Origin of the sequence: Apilactobacillus kunkeei DSM 12361 = ATCC 700308 (genome assembly GCF_001281265.1) — a bacterium.
Lineage (GTDB): Bacteria > Bacillota > Bacilli > Lactobacillales > Lactobacillaceae > Apilactobacillus > Apilactobacillus kunkeei.
Genome location: NZ_JXDB01000013.1, coordinates 36,646 through 59,447, shown reverse-complemented (window position 1 = coordinate 59,447; position 22,802 = coordinate 36,646). Strand labels below are relative to the sequence as shown.

At 34.6% G+C, this 22,802-nt stretch carries 18 protein-coding genes and 3 tRNA genes; 8 read left to right on the top strand and 13 right to left on the bottom strand.

Going from position 1 to position 22,802, the window contains the following annotated elements:
- Nucleotides 1-557: 557 nt before the first annotated feature.
- Together RZ79_RS06675 and RZ79_RS06670 are read left to right on the top strand one after the other, a co-directional pair.
- Complete coding sequence (locus RZ79_RS06675; protein WP_054450821.1) at nucleotides 558-3,779, top strand: mucin-binding protein; 3,222 nt, start codon at nucleotides 558-560, stop codon at nucleotides 3,777-3,779.
- Between the two features lie 148 nt (nucleotides 3,780-3,927).
- Nucleotides 3,928-6,654: a mucin-binding protein gene (locus RZ79_RS06670; protein WP_054450819.1), complete on the top strand. Its 2,727-nt coding sequence runs from the start codon at nucleotides 3,928-3,930 to the stop codon at nucleotides 6,652-6,654.
- Nucleotides 6,655-6,756: 102 nt separating this feature from the next.
- Here RZ79_RS06670 and RZ79_RS06665 read toward each other — a convergent pair whose 3' ends face one another.
- From RZ79_RS06665 to RZ79_RS06645, 5 genes are all read right to left on the bottom strand, one after another.
- Nucleotides 6,757-7,569: a transporter substrate-binding domain-containing protein gene (locus RZ79_RS06665; protein ID WP_053795922.1), complete on the bottom strand. Its 813-nt coding sequence runs from the start codon at nucleotides 7,567-7,569 to the stop codon at nucleotides 6,757-6,759.
- Between the two features lie 13 nt (nucleotides 7,570-7,582).
- Complete coding sequence (locus RZ79_RS06660; protein ID WP_054450817.1) at nucleotides 7,583-8,326, bottom strand: amino acid ABC transporter ATP-binding protein; 744 nt, start codon at nucleotides 8,324-8,326, stop codon at nucleotides 7,583-7,585.
- Nucleotides 8,327-8,340: 14 nt separating this feature from the next.
- The gene (locus RZ79_RS06655; RefSeq protein WP_034531334.1) at nucleotides 8,341-9,042 is read right to left on the bottom strand and encodes an amino acid ABC transporter permease; all 702 of its coding nucleotides are present in this window, start codon (nucleotides 9,040-9,042) and stop codon (nucleotides 8,341-8,343) included.
- Nucleotides 9,043-9,201: 159 nt separating this feature from the next.
- The gene (locus RZ79_RS06650) at nucleotides 9,202-10,074 is read right to left on the bottom strand and encodes a mechanosensitive ion channel family protein (protein WP_054450815.1); all 873 of its coding nucleotides are present in this window, start codon (nucleotides 10,072-10,074) and stop codon (nucleotides 9,202-9,204) included.
- A gap of 66 nt (nucleotides 10,075-10,140) precedes the next feature.
- Complete coding sequence (locus RZ79_RS06645) at nucleotides 10,141-11,007, bottom strand: mechanosensitive ion channel family protein (RefSeq protein ID WP_054450814.1); 867 nt, start codon at nucleotides 11,005-11,007, stop codon at nucleotides 10,141-10,143.
- A 410-nt stretch (nucleotides 11,008-11,417) separates the two neighbouring features.
- Here RZ79_RS06645 and RZ79_RS06635 point away from each other — a divergent pair, with 410 nt between their 5' ends.
- Nucleotides 11,418-11,972 (top strand): TetR/AcrR family transcriptional regulator, encoded by a 555-nt coding sequence (locus tag RZ79_RS06635; RefSeq protein ID WP_054450810.1) that lies wholly within the window; start codon nucleotides 11,418-11,420, stop codon nucleotides 11,970-11,972.
- Between the two features lie 51 nt (nucleotides 11,973-12,023).
- Here RZ79_RS06635 and RZ79_RS06630 read toward each other — a convergent pair whose 3' ends face one another.
- The gene (locus RZ79_RS06630; protein WP_054450808.1) at nucleotides 12,024-13,937 is read right to left on the bottom strand and encodes an ABC transporter ATP-binding protein/permease; all 1,914 of its coding nucleotides are present in this window, start codon (nucleotides 13,935-13,937) and stop codon (nucleotides 12,024-12,026) included.
- 210 nt (nucleotides 13,938-14,147) lie between these two features.
- Here RZ79_RS06630 and RZ79_RS06625 point away from each other — a divergent pair, with 210 nt between their 5' ends.
- On the top strand, nucleotides 14,148-15,128 hold the full coding sequence (locus RZ79_RS06625; RefSeq protein ID WP_054450806.1) for a GH25 family lysozyme: 981 nt from the start codon (nucleotides 14,148-14,150) through the stop codon (nucleotides 15,126-15,128).
- 177 nt (nucleotides 15,129-15,305) lie between these two features.
- Here the strand turns inward: RZ79_RS06625 and RZ79_RS06620 are convergent.
- From RZ79_RS06620 to RZ79_RS06605, 4 genes are all read right to left on the bottom strand, one after another.
- Nucleotides 15,306-15,377, bottom strand: a tRNA-Asn gene (locus RZ79_RS06620).
- Nucleotides 15,378-15,424: 47 nt separating this feature from the next.
- A tRNA-Asn gene (locus tag RZ79_RS06615) sits at nucleotides 15,425-15,496 on the bottom strand.
- Nucleotides 15,497-15,551: 55 nt separating this feature from the next.
- Nucleotides 15,552-15,623: transfer RNA gene (locus RZ79_RS06610), tRNA-Asn, on the bottom strand.
- A 327-nt stretch (nucleotides 15,624-15,950) separates the two neighbouring features.
- Nucleotides 15,951-16,697: an SGNH/GDSL hydrolase family protein gene (locus tag RZ79_RS06605; protein ID WP_053795915.1), complete on the bottom strand. Its 747-nt coding sequence runs from the start codon at nucleotides 16,695-16,697 to the stop codon at nucleotides 15,951-15,953.
- Between the two features lie 395 nt (nucleotides 16,698-17,092).
- On the opposite strand from RZ79_RS06605, the gene RZ79_RS06600 reads away from it, so the two are divergent.
- The 4 genes from RZ79_RS06600 to RZ79_RS06585 all read left to right on the top strand — a co-directional run bounded on the left by RZ79_RS06600 (nucleotide 17,093) and on the right by RZ79_RS06585 (nucleotide 20,937).
- Nucleotides 17,093-18,454, top strand: a complete 1,362-nt coding sequence (locus RZ79_RS06600) for an FAD-dependent oxidoreductase (protein ID WP_054450804.1) — start codon at nucleotides 17,093-17,095, stop codon at nucleotides 18,452-18,454.
- Nucleotides 18,455-18,575: 121 nt separating this feature from the next.
- Nucleotides 18,576-19,163, top strand: a complete 588-nt coding sequence (locus RZ79_RS06595; RefSeq protein WP_054450802.1) for a TetR/AcrR family transcriptional regulator — start codon at nucleotides 18,576-18,578, stop codon at nucleotides 19,161-19,163.
- A gap of 11 nt (nucleotides 19,164-19,174) precedes the next feature.
- Nucleotides 19,175-20,242 carry an ABC transporter permease gene (locus tag RZ79_RS06590; protein WP_054450800.1) on the top strand — a complete coding sequence of 356 codons (1,068 nt, stop codon included), beginning with the start codon at nucleotides 19,175-19,177 and terminating at the stop codon, nucleotides 20,240-20,242.
- Nucleotides 20,242-20,937, top strand: coding sequence for an ABC transporter ATP-binding protein (locus RZ79_RS06585; RefSeq protein WP_054450798.1), 696 nt, complete (start codon nucleotides 20,242-20,244; stop codon nucleotides 20,935-20,937). Before RZ79_RS06590 ends, RZ79_RS06585 begins: the two co-directional genes overlap by 1 nt.
- 37 nt (nucleotides 20,938-20,974) lie before the next feature.
- On the opposite strand, the gene RZ79_RS06580 is transcribed toward RZ79_RS06585, so the two are convergent.
- The 3 genes from RZ79_RS06580 to RZ79_RS06570 form a co-directional block, all read right to left on the bottom strand.
- Nucleotides 20,975-21,430: a hypothetical protein gene (locus RZ79_RS06580; protein WP_034531352.1), complete on the bottom strand. Its 456-nt coding sequence runs from the start codon at nucleotides 21,428-21,430 to the stop codon at nucleotides 20,975-20,977.
- A 76-nt stretch (nucleotides 21,431-21,506) separates the two neighbouring features.
- Nucleotides 21,507-22,400 (bottom strand): metal ABC transporter solute-binding protein, Zn/Mn family, encoded by an 894-nt coding sequence (locus RZ79_RS06575; protein ID WP_054450796.1) that lies wholly within the window; start codon nucleotides 22,398-22,400, stop codon nucleotides 21,507-21,509.
- A 91-nt stretch (nucleotides 22,401-22,491) separates the two neighbouring features.
- Nucleotides 22,492-22,773 (bottom strand): ArsR/SmtB family transcription factor, encoded by a 282-nt coding sequence (locus RZ79_RS06570; RefSeq protein ID WP_237756550.1) that lies wholly within the window; start codon nucleotides 22,771-22,773, stop codon nucleotides 22,492-22,494.
- Nucleotides 22,774-22,802 lie beyond the last annotated feature (29 nt).

Genomic DNA, 22,802 nt, shown 5'->3' with positions numbered 1-22,802 from the left:
CCAATCCCCTGTAGAATACAGAAAATCAGTTGCCCAATTAAATAGTTAGAAAGCTGCTTTTATTTATTTGTTCAAAATAATAGTTGCAGTTCCAAAGCTTAGGCTTTTTTATATTATTTTAATTTATCTTTTCTCCTTTTGAAGACATATTATCTTCATAATTAAGTTTCTGTTTAAAGGATTTTCTACTTTTTACTCAATTGAATTATTATTCAATATTTTCAATTTAAAAAATGTCAACTTTTTTACCTAATTGAACATAGAATCTATCATAATTTTCACAAACTTATTGTATAAAGTGCATTAATAAACATATTTACATTGTTATATAATATTTCACTTTAAAGAAAATCATACATAATAAAAAATACCAATCTCTAGATGATGACAACGTTTTTATATATCAGTTACAAATAGTTTAAAAGAATCAAAAAAATAATTAAACATTTCAATGAATACTTAAACTTATCATAGTTAATTTAATCTTATAAATGATGTTTTCACAATCCTTTTGCCATAGAATGTTCACTGAAACTTAGTTCAAAGGAGTGAAATTTATGAACAAAGAAGTTAAATCAAGAAAGATTTTGCATAAGGTTAAAAAGAATTGGGTTGTTATTGGAATGACCTCAGTTGCCTTATTAGGTGCAAGCTATGTTGCATCACAATCTTCAACTTTAGCTCCAACTGGAATTACTGCGCATGCTGATGAAACTGCTAATCAAAGTACTGATTCATCATCTGCAAGTACAACCAGTTCAGCTGCGGACAACAATAGCTCATCAGCTTCACAAAGTAATGCCTCAAACCAATCAAGTCAAGCAAGCAGTTCAACATCACAACAAAGTAATGAATCATCACAATCAAATAGTAGTGATAACCAAACTAGTAGTAACGATTCAAATAAATCAGGTGATTATACTGCCCCTCAAAGTGCAGTAACTGCAAGCATTACTAATTTAGGATCACAAACAACAGACGTTAAGAAAAATGCATCAATTAACTACAATATTGCATTAAATAATGACGATAATTTGGGTAGAGTAATTCCTAAGGGTACACAAATTAAGATTAATGTTAACCCTCAATTTCCACTTAATATGAGTGATGTTTTTGCTTACTCTGTTTATTCAAAATATTCCAGCCAAAATAACTTTGATGAAAGTGTTTCTGGAAACACAATTACTTTAACTACTAAGAAAGATTTTTATCCTGGAACAGTTAATATGAACCTTTCATTGGTTGTTAAGGGACCTCGTTATAACTGGAATGGTGATACCGAAGAACATGAAACCAATCCTGACCCAGTAAACGTAACATTATCATCTACATTGCAATTACCTGGTGGAAGTGAAAAAACTGTAAATATTGATGCAAATCAAATTTCTGTTTTGCCAAATACTAAATCTGAAGATGAAAAGGTTACTTACAATAACACTGATACACCAGGATTCGTTCAACCTAACATAACAAAGAACTATCCTGATAATGTAAAGGATTATCCTAGAAGCAACTCAGACCATAACTATGTTAATACTTCTAACGGTTATGCTAATTATGCTCCAGCATACTCTAATGCAGAAGGTAAGCCATACTTCGTAGCGGTGGCAGAATTTAATAAAGGTAACATTCCTGGTTTCTCTGGTTCACGTCTTTCATTTACTAATGGAAGTGACTTTGACTTAAATAGTCTAAGATTATACGCATCCACAGATAGTTATTCGTATAAAGATATTTCAAACGAACCGGGAGTATCATTTGGAGTTGATTCTAATGGTGCAGTATATGCAGATTTTTCAAAATCAGCATATACCAAGGATTTCGTTGATTTTGTAGCTTACAGACCATATTCAGACTTATCTTCTACTTACTTTGTAAGAGGTTATGGTAGCTTCTATAAAGAGGGTACTGAAGGAGAACAAAGTCTACCAATCGGTGATTTGAACTACAAAATTGTTCCTGTAAAGAATGATATCGGTAGCTCATGGGTAGTTGCTCCTAATAAGACTGTTTATACTCAACCAGATGGAACCTACGCATACAATACTAACAATTTAAAAGATGACGTTAATGTGTTCAAGACAGTTGATGGTGAACCTGCTGGATATGAAAAAGTGAATGATGCTGTTGTTAATATTAATAACGATAGCAATATTAATGATGGTCAAACGATTAATGTTGATCAAAACTCTTCCAGAGTAATTCAATTATCATACACATCTGAAAATGCTCACACTGCCAATGCAACGTTAACTGTTGTAAACCCATATGTATCCGTTCCAAGTCAAAATGTTACTAGAAACGTTACTGTAAATTATGTAGACGTAAACACTAAGAAGGTTCTACACACAGATAGTTCTTCAGTCCAATTTACAGCCACTGGTGTTCGTGATACTAGAGATAACTCTATTATTTGGGGAGCATGGACACCATCAAATGGCACAGGTCAATACGACTTTAAAGTTCCAAGTATTGATGGATATGTTCCTGAAGACAGTTCTGATGTTAAAGGATCATTGAATCCTTTGGGTGAAGACGTTGTCAGAACCGTTTATATGGATCCAACTGAACAAGTCAGTGAAAGTAAAACAATTACTGTACATGTGATCCCTACTGATAAAAGTCAACAAATTACTGAAACAAATAGTACTGGTTCTTACACTGGTCCAAAACCTATGTACGACAAAGGAGTCTCAGAATCATATACGTTCACTCGTACAAATATCAAGAACACTAAGACAGGTGCTATTGTTCAATACGGTGCATACACACCTGCTACTAAAGTGTTCACAATTAAAGCGCCTGAGCTAGAAGACTACCATTTAGTAAATGCTAAAAATGCTGTCAGAAATAGAACAGTTGACCCAACAACAGATGGTACCGACGTTTACTTGCTTGTTCCATATGAACCAGATGCAACGACTACAGTTCAAAGAAATGTTGTCGATACGTTGGTTATTGACCATATCGATGTCAGTACTAAGCAAAAAATTGCTCCTGATTATGAAAGGGATTATACATTCGTACAGACAGGAACTAAGAATGAAAGAACTGGGGTAATTAAGTGGAATGATAGTTACAGTCCTGATTCTTATTCTTACTCAGTGGAAAGTCCTAAGATAGACGGATACGAATTAACAGATCCAAACCAACTATATGTAACAGGAACTATCGATGGTGCTTATGATTTTACTGGTACTACCGTTGGATACACGAAGGTTGCAACTCCAAGTTCAAGTGCTGCTCAAAGTAGTAGTGCAGAACCAAGTTCAAGCGCTGCTTCAAGTAGCAGTGCTGAATCAAATTCAAGTGCCGCTCAAAGTAGTAGTGCAGAACCAAGTTCAAGTGCCACTCAAAGCAGCAGTGCAGAAAGTTCAGCACAAAGCAGTAGTGCAGAAAGCTCAGCACAAAGCAGTAGTGCAGAAAGCTCAGCACAAAGTAGCAGTGCAGAAAGCTCAGCACAAAGCAGTAGTGCAGAAAGTTCAGCACAAAGCAGCAGTGCAGAAAGTTCAGCACAAAGTAGCAGTTCTGTACCTCAAAGTTCTAGCGTGCCATCAAGTCATGGTAACAACGGTGGAAAACCATCTACTTCTGATAAACATGAGAAGACAATTACTCCTCAACATGAAAATAATTCAACTAAATCAATTGCTAATCATGAACGTTTGCCACAAACTGGTGATCAAACACATGAAAACATTCTAGTAGCAATTGGTGCTGCTTTAATTGCAATGGCAGTTGGATTGTTCATGGTAGCAATGAGAAGAAAACGTAAATAATAGCTTAAAATAAAAAGGTCCGCTTAGGCGGGCTTTTTTTGTTAAAAAAACATTAAAAATCTTTATAAAAATTTAAATAAAATCCTACTGATATTATTTCATTATTATCTTAGACTGACTGTATAGATAATATAAAGGGGGAGATTTTATGAGTAGAGAAGTAAAAGAAAAGAAGATTTTACATAAGGTGAAGAAAAACTGGGTTGTAATTGGTATGTCCACAGTTGCCCTATTAGGAACAGGTTACGTTGTTTCTCAAGATAACAATATTACACCAGCAGCTGTTGTTGCACATGCTGACGAACAAAACAGCTCATATCAAGCTGATCCTAATAATGTATCTGCTACGGTTACTAATGTTGATGCATCTACCCAAAATGTAACAGCTGGTAAATCTGTTAACTATGAAGTTTCTTTAAATAATAATGACAATTTAGGAAGAGTAATTCCTAAGGGAACTAAGATTACGTTTACCGTAAATCCACAATCAGGAAAAAATTTCAGTGATTTATTCTCATCAATTAGCACTTATACAAGGTATGGAAATGCTAATGTTTTTGATGTTTCTACCAATGACAATGTGGTAACGTTAACTACAAACACTGATTTATATCCAAGTGATAGTAAAATTAACGTTTCATTACTAGTTAAAGAGGGCCCACAAGACGCTCCTGATAGTACCTATAATGCAACCGTAAGTGCATCAATGAACTATGCAGGGGAAAATTCAAATATTTCTGTTTCAAATGGTAATATTTCGGTTCTTCAAAAGAAAAAGAGTGATGTTAGACCTGTTGATAGTCAAGCTGGACAAATGGGAGCCCGTCCCTTAAACATACCTGACAACAGTAAGCCTGACACACCATCTAACTGGAACACTTATCCAGATGATGTATCTGATTATCCACTAAGTAACACTTATAAAAACCTTGTTCAATATAGTGGAGATACAGCGAACGCTGGATACGCTCCAATAGTAGCCAATAAAGATGGAAAACCATACTTTGTTGTTGTAGCAGAATTGAATCCAAATTCCAAAGGTAATACCGTGCATGGTAGAGCAATTACTTTACTAAATAGAAATGCAGATAAGTCAAGCTTCGACACAAATAATTTTAGATTATATGCAATCGTGGATGGTAAATACAAAGATATTACCAATGAACCAGGTGTTTACTTAAAATCTGAATATGGAAATCCAATGTTTGATTATTCTGCATCTAAATATACGGATAACACAGTTGATTTTGTAGCATATCTTACTTATAGCGACTTATCAATTAACTATGGTGTGGATGGATACTTGAAGTATACAGTGGGTGATGACCCAACTATTAACAATGTACCACCAATGCATGCCAATGTTTCAATTGTTCCAGCTAGTGATAATGTTGGAAAATCATGGATTATTTCTCCAGATACCACCGTTTACACTGACAAAGATGGTAACTATACTTATAATTCTGGATCATTAACTAACGGTGTAAATGTATTTCAGGCAATTGATGGTACTCCAGCCAAATATGTTCATGTTGACAATCCCCAACTAAATGTTTCTAACGATGAAGGTGTCAAAGATGGCCAAACTATCAACGTTGCTCAACAATCAACAAAGGATATTAACTTAACTTACAGTGCTGATGGTGCTGTTAACAGTATGGCTAAGTTACACGTTATCAATCCATATGTTTCAATTCCAGACCAACAAGTTACTAGAAATGTAAAGGTTAACTACATTGATTCAGTTACTGGAAATGTTCTAAGACCAGATACTGGTTCATCTGTATTTAAAGCTACGGGAACTAAAGACACAAGAAATAACGAAGTGACATGGGGTAACTGGTCGAACGTAAGTGGAGATGGTACTTATAACTTCACTGTTCCAACTATCGATGGATATGTACCAGAAGACAACAGTAACGTTACCGGTCAACTTTATCCACTAGGAAATGATGTAACTAGAACTGTTTACATGGATCCAACGACTACAGTTCAACAAAATATTGTCGATACGTTGGTTATTGACCATATCGATGACAGTACGAAGCAAAAAATTGCTCCTGATTATGAAAGGGATTATACATTCGTACAGACAGGAACTAAGAATAAAAGAACTGGGGTAATTAAGTGGAATGATAGTTACAGTCCTGATTCTTATTCCTACTCAGTGGAAAGTCCCAAGATAGACGGATACGAATTAACAGATCCAAACCAACTATATGTAACAGGAACTATCGATGGTGATGCTGATTTTACTGGTACTACCGTTGGATACACGAAAGTTGCAACTCCAAGTTCAAGTGCTGCTCAAAGTAGTAGTGCAGAAAGTTCAGCACAAAGCAGCAGTGCAGAAAGTTCAGCACAAAGCAGCAGTGCGGAAAGTTCATCACAAAGCAGCAGTGCAGAAAGCTCATCACAAAGCAGCAGTGCGGAAAGTTCAGCTCAAAGTAGTAGTGCAGAACCAAGTTCAAGTGCCACTCAAAGTAGCAGTGCAGAAAGTTCAGCACAAAGCAGTAGTGCAGAAAGCTCAGCACAAAGTAGCAGTGCGGAAAGTTCAGCACAAAGCAGTAGTGCGGAAAGCTCAGCACAAAGTAGCAGTGCGGAAAGTTCAGCACAAAGCAGTAGTGCAGAAAGCTCAGCTTCAAGCCATGTAGTTGTTCCAAGGACTTCATCATCTAGTCATGGTAACAACGACGGTAATCCAGCTATTGATAAGAACGACACTTCAGTATCAACCGCTGCTAACAAAGATACAAAACGTTTACCACAAACTGGTGATCAAACACATGAAAATGCTCTTGTTGCTATTGGTACTGCACTAATTGCAATTGCATTAGGGTTGGTATTCTTCGCATCAAGAAGAAGACGCAAATAATAGTAAAAAGACTCCGCTAAGCGGAGTCTTTTTTATTGCATTAGACTTTTAGGAAAATAAAAAAACACTCATTATTGAGTGTTTTTTGTTTCTATATTAAGACTAATCGTTCTTAGTAGTAATGTCTGAACCAAAGTACTTCATTGAAAGCTTCTTCATAGTACCATCTTTACGTAGTTCAGCTAATGCTTGGTTGATCTTCTTAGTTAATGCTTTTGAGTTTTTGTTAAGCATAATTGAAGTTTCAGCAGGTGCTTGTAGTTTTGTTGGAACATCAATTTCTTTTAGCCCCTTAGTTGAGTTGTGCTTAGCAAAGTATTTCCAAGCTGGAACAGAGTTAACAGTACCATCTGCACGTCCTTGTTGAATTAATTGGTAACCAGTTGAGTTATCAGGAGTTGATGATACGTTAGCACCAAATTTCTTAGCAACAACTGCATTATCAGTACCGGCACCATCAACAATGTTCATACCCTTAATGTCTTTAATGCTCATCATCTTACTATCACTCTTAGTGATCAATGTGTAGTATGAGTAAGCATATGGTTCAGAGAATGAGTATAACTTTTCTCTTTGAGGAGTAACAGTCATGTTGTTCATAACAGCATCGTATCTGTTACTGCCAAGACCAGCGATTAAGCTATCCCATTTAGTTTGAACGAAGTTAACTTTTAGTCCTAATTTCTTAGCAACATCTTTAGCTAAGTCTACTTCGAATCCTTTTAGTTGACCATCTTGTCTGTATGAGTAAGGTGCATATGTACCTTCTAGACCGATGGTTAATTTACCACTGTTAGTTAGTTCTGATTTGTAGTTTTTTGAACTTGAACTGTTACCACATGATGCCAAGATAGCACCAGTACCAAATACGGCTAAAGTAACAGCTAGAGACTTGAATAATTTGTTGAATTTCATAATATTAATCCCCTTAAATATTTTGTAGAGTCATTGCTGCAAGAAAATCTTTGATTCTTTGATCATCTGATTCAAAGAAGTCTTTTGTATCACCATCGAAACCAACTTTACCATCTTCGATGAAGACAATCTTGTCGGCAACACGTTGAGCAAAAGTAAGATTATGAGTAACAATAACTAATGATTGTTTTTCTTTGGCTAAATCTAATAACACTTTTAGAACTTCTAGTTCAATTTCAGGATCCAAGGCGCTGGTTGGTTCATCCAATAGGATGTATTCGGGATGCATTGCTAATGATCTCGCAATTGCAACACGTTGAGCTTGTCCACCTGATAGTTGACTTGGATATGCGTCAGCTTTATCTAGCATTCCGACTTTATCTAATAATTGTTCAGCAATTTCCTTAGCTTCTTCTTTGCTCTTGTTTAGAACTTGTACTTGTCCTTCCATAACGTTCTTTAGAACGGTTAGGTGAGGAAATAGGTTAAAACTTTGAAATACCATACTAGTTTTACGACGAATGTTTAGTATTGTTTTAGAACTTAGTTTCTTGGAGAAATCAATACTTTCATCATTAAAGTCATATTCACCAGTTTCTGGTGTTTCCAACAGATTTAAAGATCTAAGAAGAGTAGATTTACCGGAACCAGATGGTCCGACAATTACAGAAGTTTTGTTCTTAGGAAATTGAAGGGAGATGTTATCTAATGCATGTTGTTTACCAAATGTTTTAGATACGTTTTTTAAGTTAATCATTAACGTACTCCTTTCTAGTTACTTACAGAATAACGAGAAACTCGTTTTTCTAGGTAGCTTTGTAAGATAGTAAGAACACTACAGATGACTGCGTAAATAGCAGCTACCAGAATGTACATGATTAATGGTTGATAGTTTTCAGCAGCAATTTGTTGGCTGACCTCAAACATTTCAACGATAGTAATTGAAGCAGCTAGTGAAGTATCTTTAACCAAACCAATGAATTCATTGGATAAAGGTGGTAATGAAACACGACTAGCTTGTGGCAAGATAATTCTCCATAGTACCTTTCGTTTGGTCATACCTAGTGAGTAGGCTGCTTCCCATTGACCGTCTGGAATTGAAAGGATGGCACCACGGATGGTTTCAGAAGCATAAGCACCAGTATTTAATGAGAAAGTGATAATACCAGCAACTACTGGTGTTAATCTAATCCCATCTGGTAGGATTCCCGCAATTCTTAGGTATGGAAGACCAAAGAATACGATGAATAATTGAACCAATAAAGGTGTACTTCTGAATAGCCATACGTAGAAGTAAAAGAATGCTTTTACAATGTTGAATAGGCCACCACGATGTGAGATTTTAACTAACGCGGTAATAACTGCAATAGTTAAACCAATAATAAATGATACGATTGCAATTGGAATCGTGTAAGCAATACATGCCGAGACCAATTGAGGAGTCGCATCACGAATGATATCCCATGCGCTCATATCTCTTCTCCTTTATTTTTAACTATAATTATGGAAATACGTAATTTAATCCAATCACCATTTTACACTATTTGCATTTAGTTACAAATAATTAGTACACGAATTAATCTAAAATAGTTATGTTTTTGTGGATTTTATAAAACATACATTATTTAATGACTATTTTTGTGGGATTGGAGTGATTAATTTGTTATTAGGTAAAGTGATACCAGCATCTTTAATTGCTTCCAAATATAATTGAAGGAACTTAAATTGAACGTTGAATTTTTCGGTGTCAGTACATGGAATCCATTCTTTCACAGCAATTGTTCCATCACCTAAATCAACAGTACCTAATAATTGTGGTTCATCAATAATTCCCTTAGTGTTAGGGATGTTTTTATCATTCACATCTTTTACGATGTCGATGATTTGTTGAATTGGGCTGTCAGGGTTAACACGAATGTTAATTTCAGCCTTTAGACGATCCTTAGACATGTTACAGATATTTGTGATGTATCTGTTGGGTACGAAATTAAGAGAATCATCGACACCACGAATTTGTGTAGAACGAAGACCGATTTCTGAAACGGTTCCGGTAATTGTGTCTAACACAACGAAATCACCAACATCAATTTGGTGTTCAAACAAGATGAAGAAACCAGTAATGATGTCATTGGCTAATCCCTGAGCACCTAAACCTAAAGCAACTGTAACAAGACCAGCACCAGCTAGAAGAGATCCAACAGGAATACCAATGATGCTTAAAATAGAATATAACCAAAAGAAAATAAGAATGTAGTTGTAGGTGTTAGATGAGATTGACTTTAATGTTTCCTCACGTTTAGGACCAATCTTCTTTTGTTTTTGTAGATATCTACCAAATAGACGGTTAATTATAATCTGACCAATCAATTTTATAACTAGGAAGAAAATTGAAATTAAAAGAATATCAATGATGGCAAATGTAAGGTTATGAAGCATATCACTCCATTTAAAACTATCCACATATTGCTTTAATATACTTGGATTTTTTGCAGCTAAAATAAACATAATGATGACTTCCTTTCGTATTTATATATGATAGTAAAAAACGCCCCAAAAATGGGCGTTGAAACTCTATTTTGAAATGTCAGCAATTACCTTATTGTTTGGCAACTTAATACCAGCTGCGGTAATAGCTTCAAGGTAAAGTTGTAAGAATTTGAATTGAACATCAAATCTTGCTTCATCGGTAGTAGGAATAAATTCCTTAACGGCAATAGTGCCATCACCCATATCAACAGTACCTAAAATATCTGGTTCATCAATGATACCTTCGGTTTGAGGGATGTATTTAGCATTAACTTCCTTCATAACGTTAATTACTTGAGTAATTGGGGTATCAGGATTAACTCTAATATCGATATCTGCCTTCATACGTTCCTTAGACATGTTGCAGATATTAGTGATTAATCTGTTAGGGATGTAGTTTAATGAATCATTGTTACCTCTGATTTTAGTGGTTCTAAGGCCAATTTCAGAAACAGTACCAGTTACTTCACCGATGGTAACGTAGTCTCCAATGCTAATTTGTTTTTCAAATAGAATGAAGAAACCATTGATGATATCACTAGCAAGACCTTGTGCCCCTAAACCAATGGCAACTGAGAATAGGCCGGCACCAGCAAGGAGTGTTCCAATTGGCACTCCAATAAAAGTTAACACAGAATAAATCCAGAAAAATACTAGAATATACATGTAAGAGTTAACGGATAATGAGTGTAGTGTTTTCAATCTATTTGCTGGAATACCACGCTCTCTTCTGGCATAGTTTCTAAACAGATGATTGATTACGCGTTTACCAATGCTTTTAAGAATTAGGAAAAAGATTGAAATTAAAACGATATCAATAACAATATTTGTTAAATTATGTAAAATTTCGTCCCAATTAAAGCTTTGAAAATATCTCGCTATGAAACTAGGGTTAGTAGCAACCTTTAGCATACATTTCACTCCTTAAAAAAGTATCACATATAATATCCTACCATCTGCATTAATTAGATGATAGCGAAACAAATCAACTTAATAAAATGTTAACTTATTGCGGCTTATAACGGTGATAGAATAAAATTAATGAAACTTTTATCCATATCATATGTTGCAATTCCGATGATTAGGGATATAAATAAGAACCAGATATTAATGCCAAATTTTTGATGTAATGAAATTTTACGGATAATAATATAGATAAATGTTATAAACGAAACAGCTGCAATTAGGAAAATAATAAAGCCACTAATTAGGCCAAACTTGTACATGTTATAGCATCTCTTTTCAATATATTTAATAAACTAATAATAACACTAATGTTGCATAGATTAACTAGTAGAAACTTTATGGGGGGAAAATAGATTTTGAAATACGAAAAAAAGCGCGAACTTACTAGAAATAAAATTGTTAATGCTTTTATTGAAGTATCGAGGAAAAAGGGAGTTGAAGGTGTCACTGTTAGCGACATTATTAAAAAAGCACAGATTAACAGAAGCACATTTTACAGATACTATACTGATAAGATTGATCTGGAAGAACAGATTGAAGATCAAATTATTGGGGAGATAAAGGCTGCTAATTCTGATTTAAAAGAAACTGATAACAAAGATATCGACTCTGCTGCCAAAAAATTTATTTACAGATTTTTAACTGTTATCGAAAATAATCAACCAGTTTTGGAAGTCATGATTAGTGAGAATGGCGATATTCGATTCCCGATTAAGATGTTGAAGTTTTTTTCGGAAATGGTAGTTTCTACCACTAATGTTTTCGCTCATGATATGAGCAGTAAAGATAAAAAACTCTTTTCGGCTTTTAATGCATCAACAGCGTTAGGAATAATTGTTTTTTGGATTCACCATTTTGATGAGTATGATAAAGACTATGTGTATAACTTTTTAATGACAAGAGAATACTAAAAAACACGCTATGAATTTCATAGCGTGTTTTTTTATATAGGGGATTACTAGCTATTCGGCACTTAAACTTTCAATTGGATCTAGTTTAGCACCCTTGTTAGAAGGTAGGATAGAAGCTAGTAAATTGATGATGATTGCAACAACAATTCCGAAGATGGCATTGCCAAGAGAAATTTGAATAATTGAGTAATCAATCATACCGTGAACAGCTGAGTTAATACCGAATTGAAGTAGGTAAGAAATAATGACAGCTGAAACAGATGAAAATACACCTAGGAATAATGATTGACTAACGAATAACATTCTAATGTTACCCTTGGTAGCACCTAGTGCGCGTAAAATACCGATTTCCTTGGTTCTTTCAGCAACGCTAATGTATAAAACAACAATAATCATGATTGCTGATACCAATAATGAAATACCTGCAATTGCTGCCAATACGTATACGGCAAGGTTAATGTAAGTGTTTAGAGTTGAAACAATTGCTCCGGCACCTTGGATACTGTAAGCTTTTTTACCATTTACTTCGATGGCCTTGATTCTGTTTTGAACAGGATCAACGTTACCTACACCACCTTTAATATTTACATTTAAGAAGTTTGGTTTAATTTGAATTCCGTTGTCGGATAAAGCTTCTTTGACAGTATCATAGTTAATGATAGTAAGTGGACTTTGTGAATCAATAATCCCTGAAACTTTTAGCTTTTTAGTCACTGGGAATGGAGTTCCGTTCTTCATAGCATTGAATGAAACTTGAATTTCTTTACCGACTAAGGAGTTAGGATTGTTCTTATTTAATGACTTTGCAGCGGTAGTGTTAATTAATATTTCTCCATCTTTAGGTGCGGAACCGTGTTTGATGTTAGATTCGTTGATGGTAGCTAAACTAGTCGTCATGTATGAAGATTGAGCGGTTTTGCTACCAGATTTCATTTGAATTCCGGTTGAAGCGTAGGCTTTTTGGACAGACTTAACACCTTTAATAGCTTCTAGTCTCTTAACGTCACTATCTTTAAATGATGAGTGATCATTTGTGTTTTTATGTGAAACCTGAATACTGTTTGGGTTAACTTGAGAGTAAATTTCATGGTTAATGTATCCTCTAACACCATTACCAAGACCTAGCATGAATACAACTGAGAAAATACCAATTAATCCACCAAATATGATTAAGAAGTTTCGTTTGGAGTTATATTTGATGTTATCCCATGTCATTTTAACGATTGACTTTAAGGATAGTGATTTGGATTCAAGAGATGGTTCATCACTTTCTGCGTATTTATCACGAAGAGTTCTATCTTCATCAATTCTACCGTCAGTCATGTGGACGATACGAGTACCGTAGTCAGCAACTTTTTGAGAGTGGGTAACAGTTAGGACTAGCTTTCCTTCTTTTGCAATGTTATCCAAAATTTGTAGAATTTCGGTGGTGTTTTCTGGATCCAATGCACCAGTTGGTTCATCAGCTATTAACATTTCTGGGTCTCCAGCTAATGCACGGGCAATAGAAACACGTTGTTTTTGACCACCTGATAATTGATTAGGGTATTTATTGATGTGATCACTTAGTCCTACTTTAGCAAGTAGTTCCTTGGCACGAGCAACCTGTTCTTTTTTAGAAAGAGTAGTCATTTCAAGTGGGACCAACACGTTATCCAAAATTGTTAAATGACTAATTAGATTGAAACTTTGGAAAATAAAACCAATAGTTTTACGGCGATATTCGTCTAGTTGTTTATCAGTGTCGTGTTTTAATGAGCTACCATTTAATAAAACGTCACCTTCATATTTACTATCTAATCCACCGATGATGTTCATTAAGGTAGATTTACCACCACCAGATTCACCAAGAATTGATACCATTTCACCTTTCTCAAATGATAAATTAATTCCTTTTAAGACTTTAAATTCATCTTTTCCTAGGTAGTATGATTTTTGAATGTTTTTTAATTCTAAGAATGACATTATTTTCACTCCTTATTTTTAATTAATTTGTACAGATTATTATATGCGGGATTTTTTTAAAAACAATCATCAAAATGAAAGAAAGTGTTGCATTTTGAGCTAAAAATTATAAAAATGTCATATTTTGTAATATAACTATATCATTCTTGCAACATTTGACGTCTATAATTTGCACCAAAGATTCATTAATAGAAACGGGAGTGAGTTATATTGATTAAGTTGAAGTTTAAATCAATATTGATGACAATGGTCGCTTCTCTTGCTTTAACAACGGGGATTGGAGCAATTGAAAGCTATAACACACATGCCAACGCAAGTGGTCGAACTGTCTATGACTTGTCTGAATGGCAGGGACGTTTGACTAATAAAAAGGCAAAAAATTTAAGTAAAGAGGTTCCATTTGCTATTCTTAGGGTTCAATATGGATCAAGCTATAGTGATAGGACTTTTAAACATAATAAAGCTCTATTAGATAAGTATAATGTTCCATATGGAGTATATTCATTTAGTAGATATAATTCTTCAGCTTCTGCCGCAAGAGAAGCTCGTGACTTATACCACAAAGCACCTAATGCAAAGTTCTATGTCAATGACTTTGAAATTGCTTCAATTAGTCGTAGCCGTTCAAATGCTGCCACTGCTAAATGGGTAGATACTTTACGACCACTAGTTGGATCAAGAAAAATTCTATTTTATTCATACCTAAGTTTTATGAAGACTTATGCTTCACAAGCACTAAGTAAATATGATGGGTATTGGTTAGCGTCTTACACTAAGAATGAACCATCAATTGCTCATGTACTATGGCAATACACAGATCGCCATTATTCTTCTGCACTACATAAAAAAGTGGATGCAAGTAAACTACGTGAGCAAAAATCGTGGTTCTTGGGAACTGTTTCTAATCAAGTAACTAATAATGATGTTAGTAAAGAACAAAAAGTTGGTAATAGGAATGGAAATACAGAAATAAAGCCAACTGCTGTTTCCAAGAAAAAGACAGCTAAAGTTATTTCTTTGGCAGCTAAGAAATCTAGTTCCAAGAAGATTAAGCACCACAAGAAAAAACATGCAAAAAAGTCAGTAAAAAAACACCATAAGAAAAAACATGTTAAGAAAGTGCATCATAAGAAAAAGCATCACAAAAAGAAACATGTTAAGAAGATTCATCATAAGAAAACAAGATCATAAAAAAACGATAGTCTGTGGACTATCGTTTTTTTTATTTTTAATCAAATAAAAAAACCTAGTCAAATGGCTAAGTCTTTTTATTATGTGGAATTATAGATAATTATGAATAAAAATATGGAAAAGCAATTTGCTTTATTAGTTAACATTGGGATAAAGCTAACTTGGGATTTCTCCCAACTGCTCCGGCTGGACTCGAACCAGCAACCATCGCATTAACAGTGCGCTATTCTACCATTGAACCACGGAGCAAAAATGAGGTGAAAAATTATCTTTTTGATGAGTAGGATTCCACTCAACTGCTCTAACTGGACTCGAACCAGTAACCTTCGCATTAACAGTGCGCCGTTCTACCATTGAACCATAGAGCAAGAATCTGTAATTGAATAAAAATCTAAGTTTTTTTATGAGTAGCATCCTACCCAACTGCTCTAACTGGACTCGAACCAGTAACCTTCGCATTAACAGTGCGCCGTTCTACCATTGAACCATAGAGCAAGAATGAAATATGTGCTTGGAAATTAATCCAACTACTCAATAGAGTAAAAATATGTTTGTATGTGATATAAAATGAGAGAAAAATGTGAAACTTTAATTCATTAAAAATATCAAATAACAACGATAATTTTAACCGAAGTATCGTGAAAACTCAATAAAGACGTCAATCTAAATTTTTGCTTATGTAGTTATCATATCTCTGTCGTTGTTAATAATAATACATCATTATTATAAAAATGCAACTGTTTTTTCATTAAAAATTAATAAAAATAAAAAGCCACCCATAAAACGTTGATATTACAACGCTTTTTATGGATGACCATTTTATTATTCTAACATTTGATCTAATTCTTTAACAAAAATAGGGGTCCAACCATAACGATATCCTGCACAGGTTGGATGTGTATCATCTAGCATGAAAGAAGGATTCTCTTCATTCATTTTCTTTAATGCTTTGTTATTCCAAATGTCGATGATTGCGAAATGCCATTTTCTTTGTAATTCAAATAGTTTTTCACGTAAAAATTCGTATTCTGGTTCTGGCTTTCTTAAACAGGTGTAAAAGACCAATGGACAGTCCCAAGTATCCTGAACAGTGGCTGCTATGTACTCGATTGCACCGATAGTAGTTTGAGTATCAAAATCTTCAGCATCATACGATTTGCTGATTCTTCCCATCTCAACACCGTTTCTTTGATCATTAGTAGATAGTTGGCAAGCAAACAAGTCGTAATGGGAATCAAAATTTAGATTCTTCTTCATTCTACTAATGTATGATTTATCATTAACATCGGCTAAGGTGGTTCCGCTAACTGCTTCCTTGATTGCGTGAACTCCATGTTCTACTCTCAAGAAATCAACAAATGAAATTCCCTTGGCGGCAAGTCCAGCTGTTACCGATGATCCAAGGAATACTATTTTCTTGCCATTTAGGTTGTCATCTACAAAGAAATCCCTAGATGGTTGATAGATATCGCTGTTAGCTCTTCTAATATCAATACTTTTCTTTGATAACTTTACAAGCGCAGCGCCAGCTGCAGTGAATAATGCAGTTTTAATCAACCCATATTTCATTGTAATTAACTCCTCATAGTTTTTTTATTGTTTTAATTTTACTAGCATTTTATAGTCACCACAATTGCATGAAGGTAAATTTAATTAATATTTAAACATTTGTACAGATACTTTGTGATGAAAATATCATTTATTTGAAGAAGTAATCAATTTTTTAGATAATAGTATTAGACAAAAGATTAAAATAAAAGTGTTTTAAAGCGATTTTGACTACTAATATGACTAATTTTTAATTTTTTATAAAAAATTATTCATATTTTTTTACTTTTTTGTTAATATTGCTTGCTATATAATCGTACAAAAGGTAAAATTACCTTTGTAAATCAAATGTGATATTTATCACAAAGTAAAGTTATATAAATATTAATTAAAAATTATTAGGAGGCCACACACTAATGAAAGTTATCGTAGTTGGTTCTTCACACGGTGGATATGAAGCCGTTCGTGGAATGCTTTTAGAAAACCCTGATGCAGAAATTCAATGGTATGAAAGAGGAGATTTCATTTCCTTCCTATCATGTGGTATGGAATTATACTTAGAAGGTACTGTAAAGGATGTAAATACAGTATCTTATGAAACTGTTGAAAATGCTGAAAAAGATGGTGTACATGTATTTGTACAACAAGAAATCGCAAGTATTGATGAAAAGAATAAATCAGTTCATGTTAAAAACTTAGCTGATGGTTCAGAACGTGATGAAAGCTACGATAAGCTAATTTTAGCTATTGGTGCTACTCCTCGTCGACTAGATGTTCCTGGTAAGGACCTAGAAAACCTATACGCAATGCGTGGTCGTGACTGGGCTATCAAACTAAAGCAAAAAATGGTAGATCCTGATTTAAAACATGTTTTTGTAATTGGTTCAGGTTACATTGGAATCGAAGCTGCTGAAGCTTTTGCTAAGGCAGGTAAGGAAGTTACTATCGTAGATCACAATCCTCGTCTATTAGGTAACTATCTAGATTCAGAATTTACTGAAAAATTAACCCAAGAATTCAAGGAAAACGGTGTTAACTTTGTTGGTAGCGTTAACGTTTCTGAATTTGTCGGAAAAGACGGTAAGGTTTCAGCTGTTAAGACTGATCAAGGTACTTTTGATGCCGAATTAGTTGTTGAAACTGCCGGTGTTATTCCAAATACTTCATTAGTAAAAGGACTATTAGACTTAGATGAACGTGGCCGTATTAAGATTGACGAACACCAAGAAACTAGTGTTAAAGATATTTACGCTGTTGGTGATGCAACTAAGGTTCCATATGCACCAACTGGCGAATTATCATCAATCGCTTTAGCATCAAATGCCCGTCGTCAAGGACGTACTGCTGCTGCTAACGCTGCTGGAAGAGAATTAAAAATGACTGCTGTTTCAGGTTCATCAGCACTTTCAGTATTTAACTATCACTTTGCTTCAACTGGTGTTAAGCAAGATACTCAAGAAAAGTGCGGTGTTACTGGTGCAGAATCAGTACTAATCGAAGATTGGGCAGTTCCTCCATTTGTTTCACAAGAAGCAGGAAATGCTAAGGTTTACTTCAAGATTACATTTGATCCAACTGATGGTCGTATCTTGGGTGGCCAAATCATGTCAACTAGAGATGTTACTGCAAACATCAATACCATTTCATTTGCAATTCAACAACATGCAACTGTTTATGATTTAGCTTACGCTGACTTCTTCTTCCAACCAGGATTTGATCGTCCTTGGAACATCATGAACGAAGCTGCACAAGCTGCTGTAAGAAAGATTAACAAGTAAGAGTGAAGAACACTGAAATTTTTCAGTGTTTTTTTAATACAAATCAGTTGACACGGTGTCACTCTATGAGTAATATATTAAAAAATGACATCATGTCACCACGAAAAAGGAGTAGTTATAAATGCCTACACAAACTTTTTTAAATTTAAATGAAGATAAGCAAAACCAAGTTTTCAATGCATTGATTAAGGAGTTTTCAGATCATCGATTAATGGACGCACAAGTAGCAAGAATTATTAAAGATTGTTCAATCGCGCGCGGTTCTTTCTACAAGTATTTCGACGATATTAACGATAGTTATCAATATGTTTTAAAGAGGGTTTTAAGAAAAGTTCATTTTGATGTGTTTGCACAGTTGAAATCAGAACCAACTGATTCACTTCATGCTTTTTATGTGGCGACTGAGTCTTTTATCAATAAATTGAAGGATTCTGATTACGAACAGTTTTATCGTCAATACGTCCTATTTAACCAATATGAATTAAAGCATGTTGAATATGATTATAATAATTTACCAGACGACAAACTAATTTTAGTGGTTGATGGGCAAAAGATTTCTGACATGAAGACAATCGTTTTGACATATAAGTGGGCTAGTCGAGCAGCTCACCAAACCATTAGAACTGTATTGAACGGTGGCGACGAGAAACAAGCGCTATCAGACTTTGCCAATTTGTTAAAACTAATTAATAAGGGTTTAGTTAACTAGGAGGGACAATCGTGTTTTTATCACTTCGCGAAATTAAGAAAAGCAAGTTTAGATACAGTCTAATTTGCTTGGTAATTGTGATGATTGCATACCTGATTTTTATATTAACTGCATTAGCTAACGGTTTAAGTGAAGCTAATCGTCAAGCAATCGATTCATGGAATGCTGAAAAAATTGTTTTAAATTCTGATGCCAATGGTTCATTGGATCAATCTACTATTACTGCACAACAAGCTAAGAAGGCCAGTGCGGACAAGCGTGCAGACATCACTCAAATGAGTGCCAACGTCCAAACTCTTTCTGAAGGTAATAAAGTGGGCTCACAAGTAATTGGTTTAAATAAAAAACAATTCATCTACCGTGATTTAAAAATTGTTAAGGGTCATAATTTCACTAATGATAATGAAGTCGTAGTTGATCAAAGTTTATTGGAAACAGATGGCTATCACCTCGGGGAAAAGGTGAAGTTTAGCAGAAACGGTCACGTCTTTAAGATTGTCGGAACCGTTAAAAACAACCAATTAAATGTTGCACCGGTAATTTATGCCACCAACGATGCCGTGCAAACCGAAAAATTTGGTACTGACATGAACCATACCATAAGTGCCATGATTTATAGAAGCGACGTCAAGAAGGCAGTCGACGGAACTCAAATCATGAATATCGAAGATTTCATCCAAGACATTCCTGGATACAGTGCTCAAAATAGCACTTTTGAATTTATGATTGCGTTTCTACTATTAATTACCTTAGTGGTAATCTCAATCTTCTTGTACGTCCTAACCATGCAAAAGATTCCATATTTTGCTGTTCTAAAGGTTCAAGGAGTATCAAATGGATATCTAGCTATTAACGTAATTTCAAACGCGCTGATTCTATCGATTGTCGGAGTGGTAATCAGTGGATTATTAACTTTCTTGACCTCCATTTCAATGCCTGCAGCAGTACCAATGACCTTCGACATTACTTTGATGGGCGCAGTTGCTGTGATGGTGATTTTGATGTCAATTATTGGTGGATTAATTCCAATGCGAACTGTTGCAAAGATTGATCCAGCCAAAGCAATGGGGGGTTCATAATGAGAAAAATTGAATTAACCAATGTTAACAAAGTATTTGGTGACAAAATGGCCACCACGACTGCTCTTGAAGATATTAATTTCTCTGCTAATTCAGGTGAAGTCATTGCCATTACCGGACCTTCTGGTTCAGGAAAGAGTACCTTCATGAAGATTTTGGGTGGCATTCTTTCAGCCACATCTGGAGGTATTAATATTGATGGTAGTGATTATGGCAATATGAATAAAAAACAACAAAGTAAGTTTAGGTTGGAACACATCGGTTTTATTCTTCAAGTATACAATTTATTGCCTTACCTAAAGGTATCTGATCAATTCAAATTAGCTGATAAGGTCAAGAAAAGTAAAAATATTGGTACTGAGACATTTTCAAAATGGGCACGAGCATTAAAAATTGATGACCTAATGAATAACTATCCTGATGAATTATCTGGCGGTCAACAACAACGTGTCGCAATTTTACGTGCTTTGTACACCAATCCAGATATCATCTTGGCAGATGAACCAACTGCTGCTCTTGATGGAAATATGGCAGTTAAGTCAATGCAGATGCTACAAGACTTGGCACATCGTGAAAACAAGACGGTTATTATTATTACTCATGATGCTAGACTATTGAAGTATGTTGATAAGAATTACCGCATTGTTGATGGAAAGGGTCAATTTATTGACGTAAATAATGCAGAATTAGTATAAAAAAGCAGCTAAGAATATTTCTTAGCTGCTTTTTTAATTATTTTTGGTGTTTCTTTTCAACGTGGTTAGTTATGTCGCTGTAGAAGCGTTGTTCTAGTTTAGAAGAACCAGAACTCTTGAATGCTTGCCAACTACCAACTAAATCGATACCAAATAAACTAATCTTATCTTCGATTAAAAATTCTTTTTCAAGGGTTTGCTTTAAGTCTTTTACAATTTCCTTGGTACGATCTAGAACTTCAAATTCTTTTTCGTTGATGAATGATGATTCGAATTCCTTTTGGTACTTATTCAAGAAGTTACTCATAACTTCTTGTAATTCTTCGTCATATTTGGGAATGAATTTGCGCTTACCATCTTCAAACTTGTGGTAACCGTCATCCACTAGAAATGATAATTTAAACCATTCAGTGTATCCATCTCTGGAATCCTTGTAACTTAAATCAGGATCGTTAAATTCGTTAAACATTTCATTTACTAGTGCAATTGCCATAATGGTTCAAACTCCTTCGTCCAAATATATTTTCTAACTACATTATATACTAATATTTTATCTTTTTTACTTCAAATTATTTAGATTTTTGGATTGCTTGAATTTCTTTGTATTGGTTTTGCATCCATGAAATGTAGTTAGGTTCATTACTTGGCTTAGTTTCAGTCACGTAGACGATTGGTAGGTTGTTTTCCTTCGCTAGTTTTACTAAGTTGTTAACGGTCTTGCTGTTAACTTGCTTATTAACAACGAAGAATGAAAGCTTGTGGTTCTTGATGTCTTCTTGAAGTGAACGAATGGATTTTGGACTTGGATCGTTGTCCTTTTCTGTTGCTTCTTCAAATGAAGTGTCTGATACCTTGTAACCCATGTTTTCTAGAGAGTAATCGAAAACGGGTTCTGAAACTGCGACTGGTTTGCTCATCTTGTTCTTCTTGATGTCATCAAGTTGAGTGTTTAGAACTTTTAGTTTGGTAATGTATGCCTTGGCATTAGCTTCAAATTCTTTCTTGTGTTTTGGTTGTAGTTTAGCGAACTTGTCAGCTAGAGTGTTAGCCAGTTTTTCCATTGTGGCAACGTTGTACCAAATATGCGGATTATCGCCAGTCTTTTTACCCATTAGACTACCGACGTTGATTGAATCAACATCGTTGTTGCTGCTGGTAAGTTTTTGTGCCCATGAGTCGTAACCTAGACCGTTGTAAATCACTAGGTTAGCCTTATAAACGTTCTTGGCGTCTGAACTGGAAGGGTTGAAATCATGTGGGTCAATATTGGGGTTGTTGATGATTGATGTTACCGTACCGTACTTACCTAAAACGTTTTTAGCAACTTCACCATAGAAGTTTACCGAAGAAGTAACATTAATACTTTTCTTAGGGTCATTTGCCTTGGTAGAAGAGCAACCAGCAAGTATAACTATAAACATGCTGATAAAAGCAATTAGACCGACTACTTTAATTTTTTTCATTATGTGCCTCCAAATAAAAATATACCGAATTCTGTTATATAACAAATATAGTTATATATCTAAATTCGGCATATGTCAAGAATGATGTTTCTTAATCATTAATATGGGTTTTCAAAGTTCCTAATAGTTGAGAAACGTGGTTATCACTTAATTGATAAATTCTTTCCTGGCCATCTTTTTGACTGTAGACTAGGTTAGCATCCGCTAATATCTTCAAATGGCGAGAGATGTTTGGTTGGGAAGTTTCAAAGTAATTCATTAAGTTGGACACATTACTTTGATTGTTGGCTTCTAAATAATACAAAATCTTAATTCGAAGTGAATTATCCAAAGCTTTGGTAATCATATGTAGTTTTTTGTCGTTTATGATCATAATTTCCTCCGCGAGTTGTGATATCTAAA

Bases quoted from the DNA above. Each gene is read 5' to 3' on its own strand.
- RZ79_RS06660 (WP_054450817.1), bottom strand. From the start codon at position 8,326: ATGATTAACTTAAAAAACGTATCTAAAACATTTGGTAAACAACATGCA.
- RZ79_RS06600 (WP_054450804.1), top strand. From the start codon at position 17,093: ATGAAAGTTATCGTAGTTGGTTCTTCACACGGTGGATATGAAGCCGTT.
- RZ79_RS06630 (WP_054450808.1), bottom strand. From the start codon at position 13,937: ATGTCATTCTTAGAATTAAAAAACATTCAAAAATCATACTACCTAGGA.
- RZ79_RS06570 (WP_237756550.1), bottom strand. From the start codon at position 22,773: ATGATCATAAACGACAAAAAACTACATATGATTACCAAAGCTTTGGAT.
- RZ79_RS06575 (WP_054450796.1), bottom strand. From the start codon at position 22,400: ATGAAAAAAATTAAAGTAGTCGGTCTAATTGCTTTTATCAGCATGTTT.
- RZ79_RS06665 (WP_053795922.1), bottom strand. From the start codon at position 7,569: ATGAAATTCAACAAATTATTCAAGTCTCTAGCTGTTACTTTAGCCGTA.
- RZ79_RS06595 (WP_054450802.1), top strand. From the start codon at position 18,576: ATGCCTACACAAACTTTTTTAAATTTAAATGAAGATAAGCAAAACCAA.
- RZ79_RS06670 (WP_054450819.1), top strand. From the start codon at position 3,928: ATGAGTAGAGAAGTAAAAGAAAAGAAGATTTTACATAAGGTGAAGAAA.
- RZ79_RS06650 (WP_054450815.1), bottom strand. From the start codon at position 10,074: ATGTTTATTTTAGCTGCAAAAAATCCAAGTATATTAAAGCAATATGTG.
- RZ79_RS06580 (WP_034531352.1), bottom strand. From the start codon at position 21,430: ATGGCAATTGCACTAGTAAATGAAATGTTTAACGAATTTAACGATCCT.
- RZ79_RS06605 (WP_053795915.1), bottom strand. From the start codon at position 16,697: ATGAAATATGGGTTGATTAAAACTGCATTATTCACTGCAGCTGGCGCT.
- RZ79_RS06655 (WP_034531334.1), bottom strand. From the start codon at position 9,042: ATGAGCGCATGGGATATCATTCGTGATGCGACTCCTCAATTGGTCTCG.
- RZ79_RS06645 (WP_054450814.1), bottom strand. From the start codon at position 11,007: ATGCTAAAGGTTGCTACTAACCCTAGTTTCATAGCGAGATATTTTCAA.
- RZ79_RS06675 (WP_054450821.1), top strand. From the start codon at position 558: ATGAACAAAGAAGTTAAATCAAGAAAGATTTTGCATAAGGTTAAAAAG.
- RZ79_RS06585 (WP_054450798.1), top strand. From the start codon at position 20,242: ATGAGAAAAATTGAATTAACCAATGTTAACAAAGTATTTGGTGACAAA.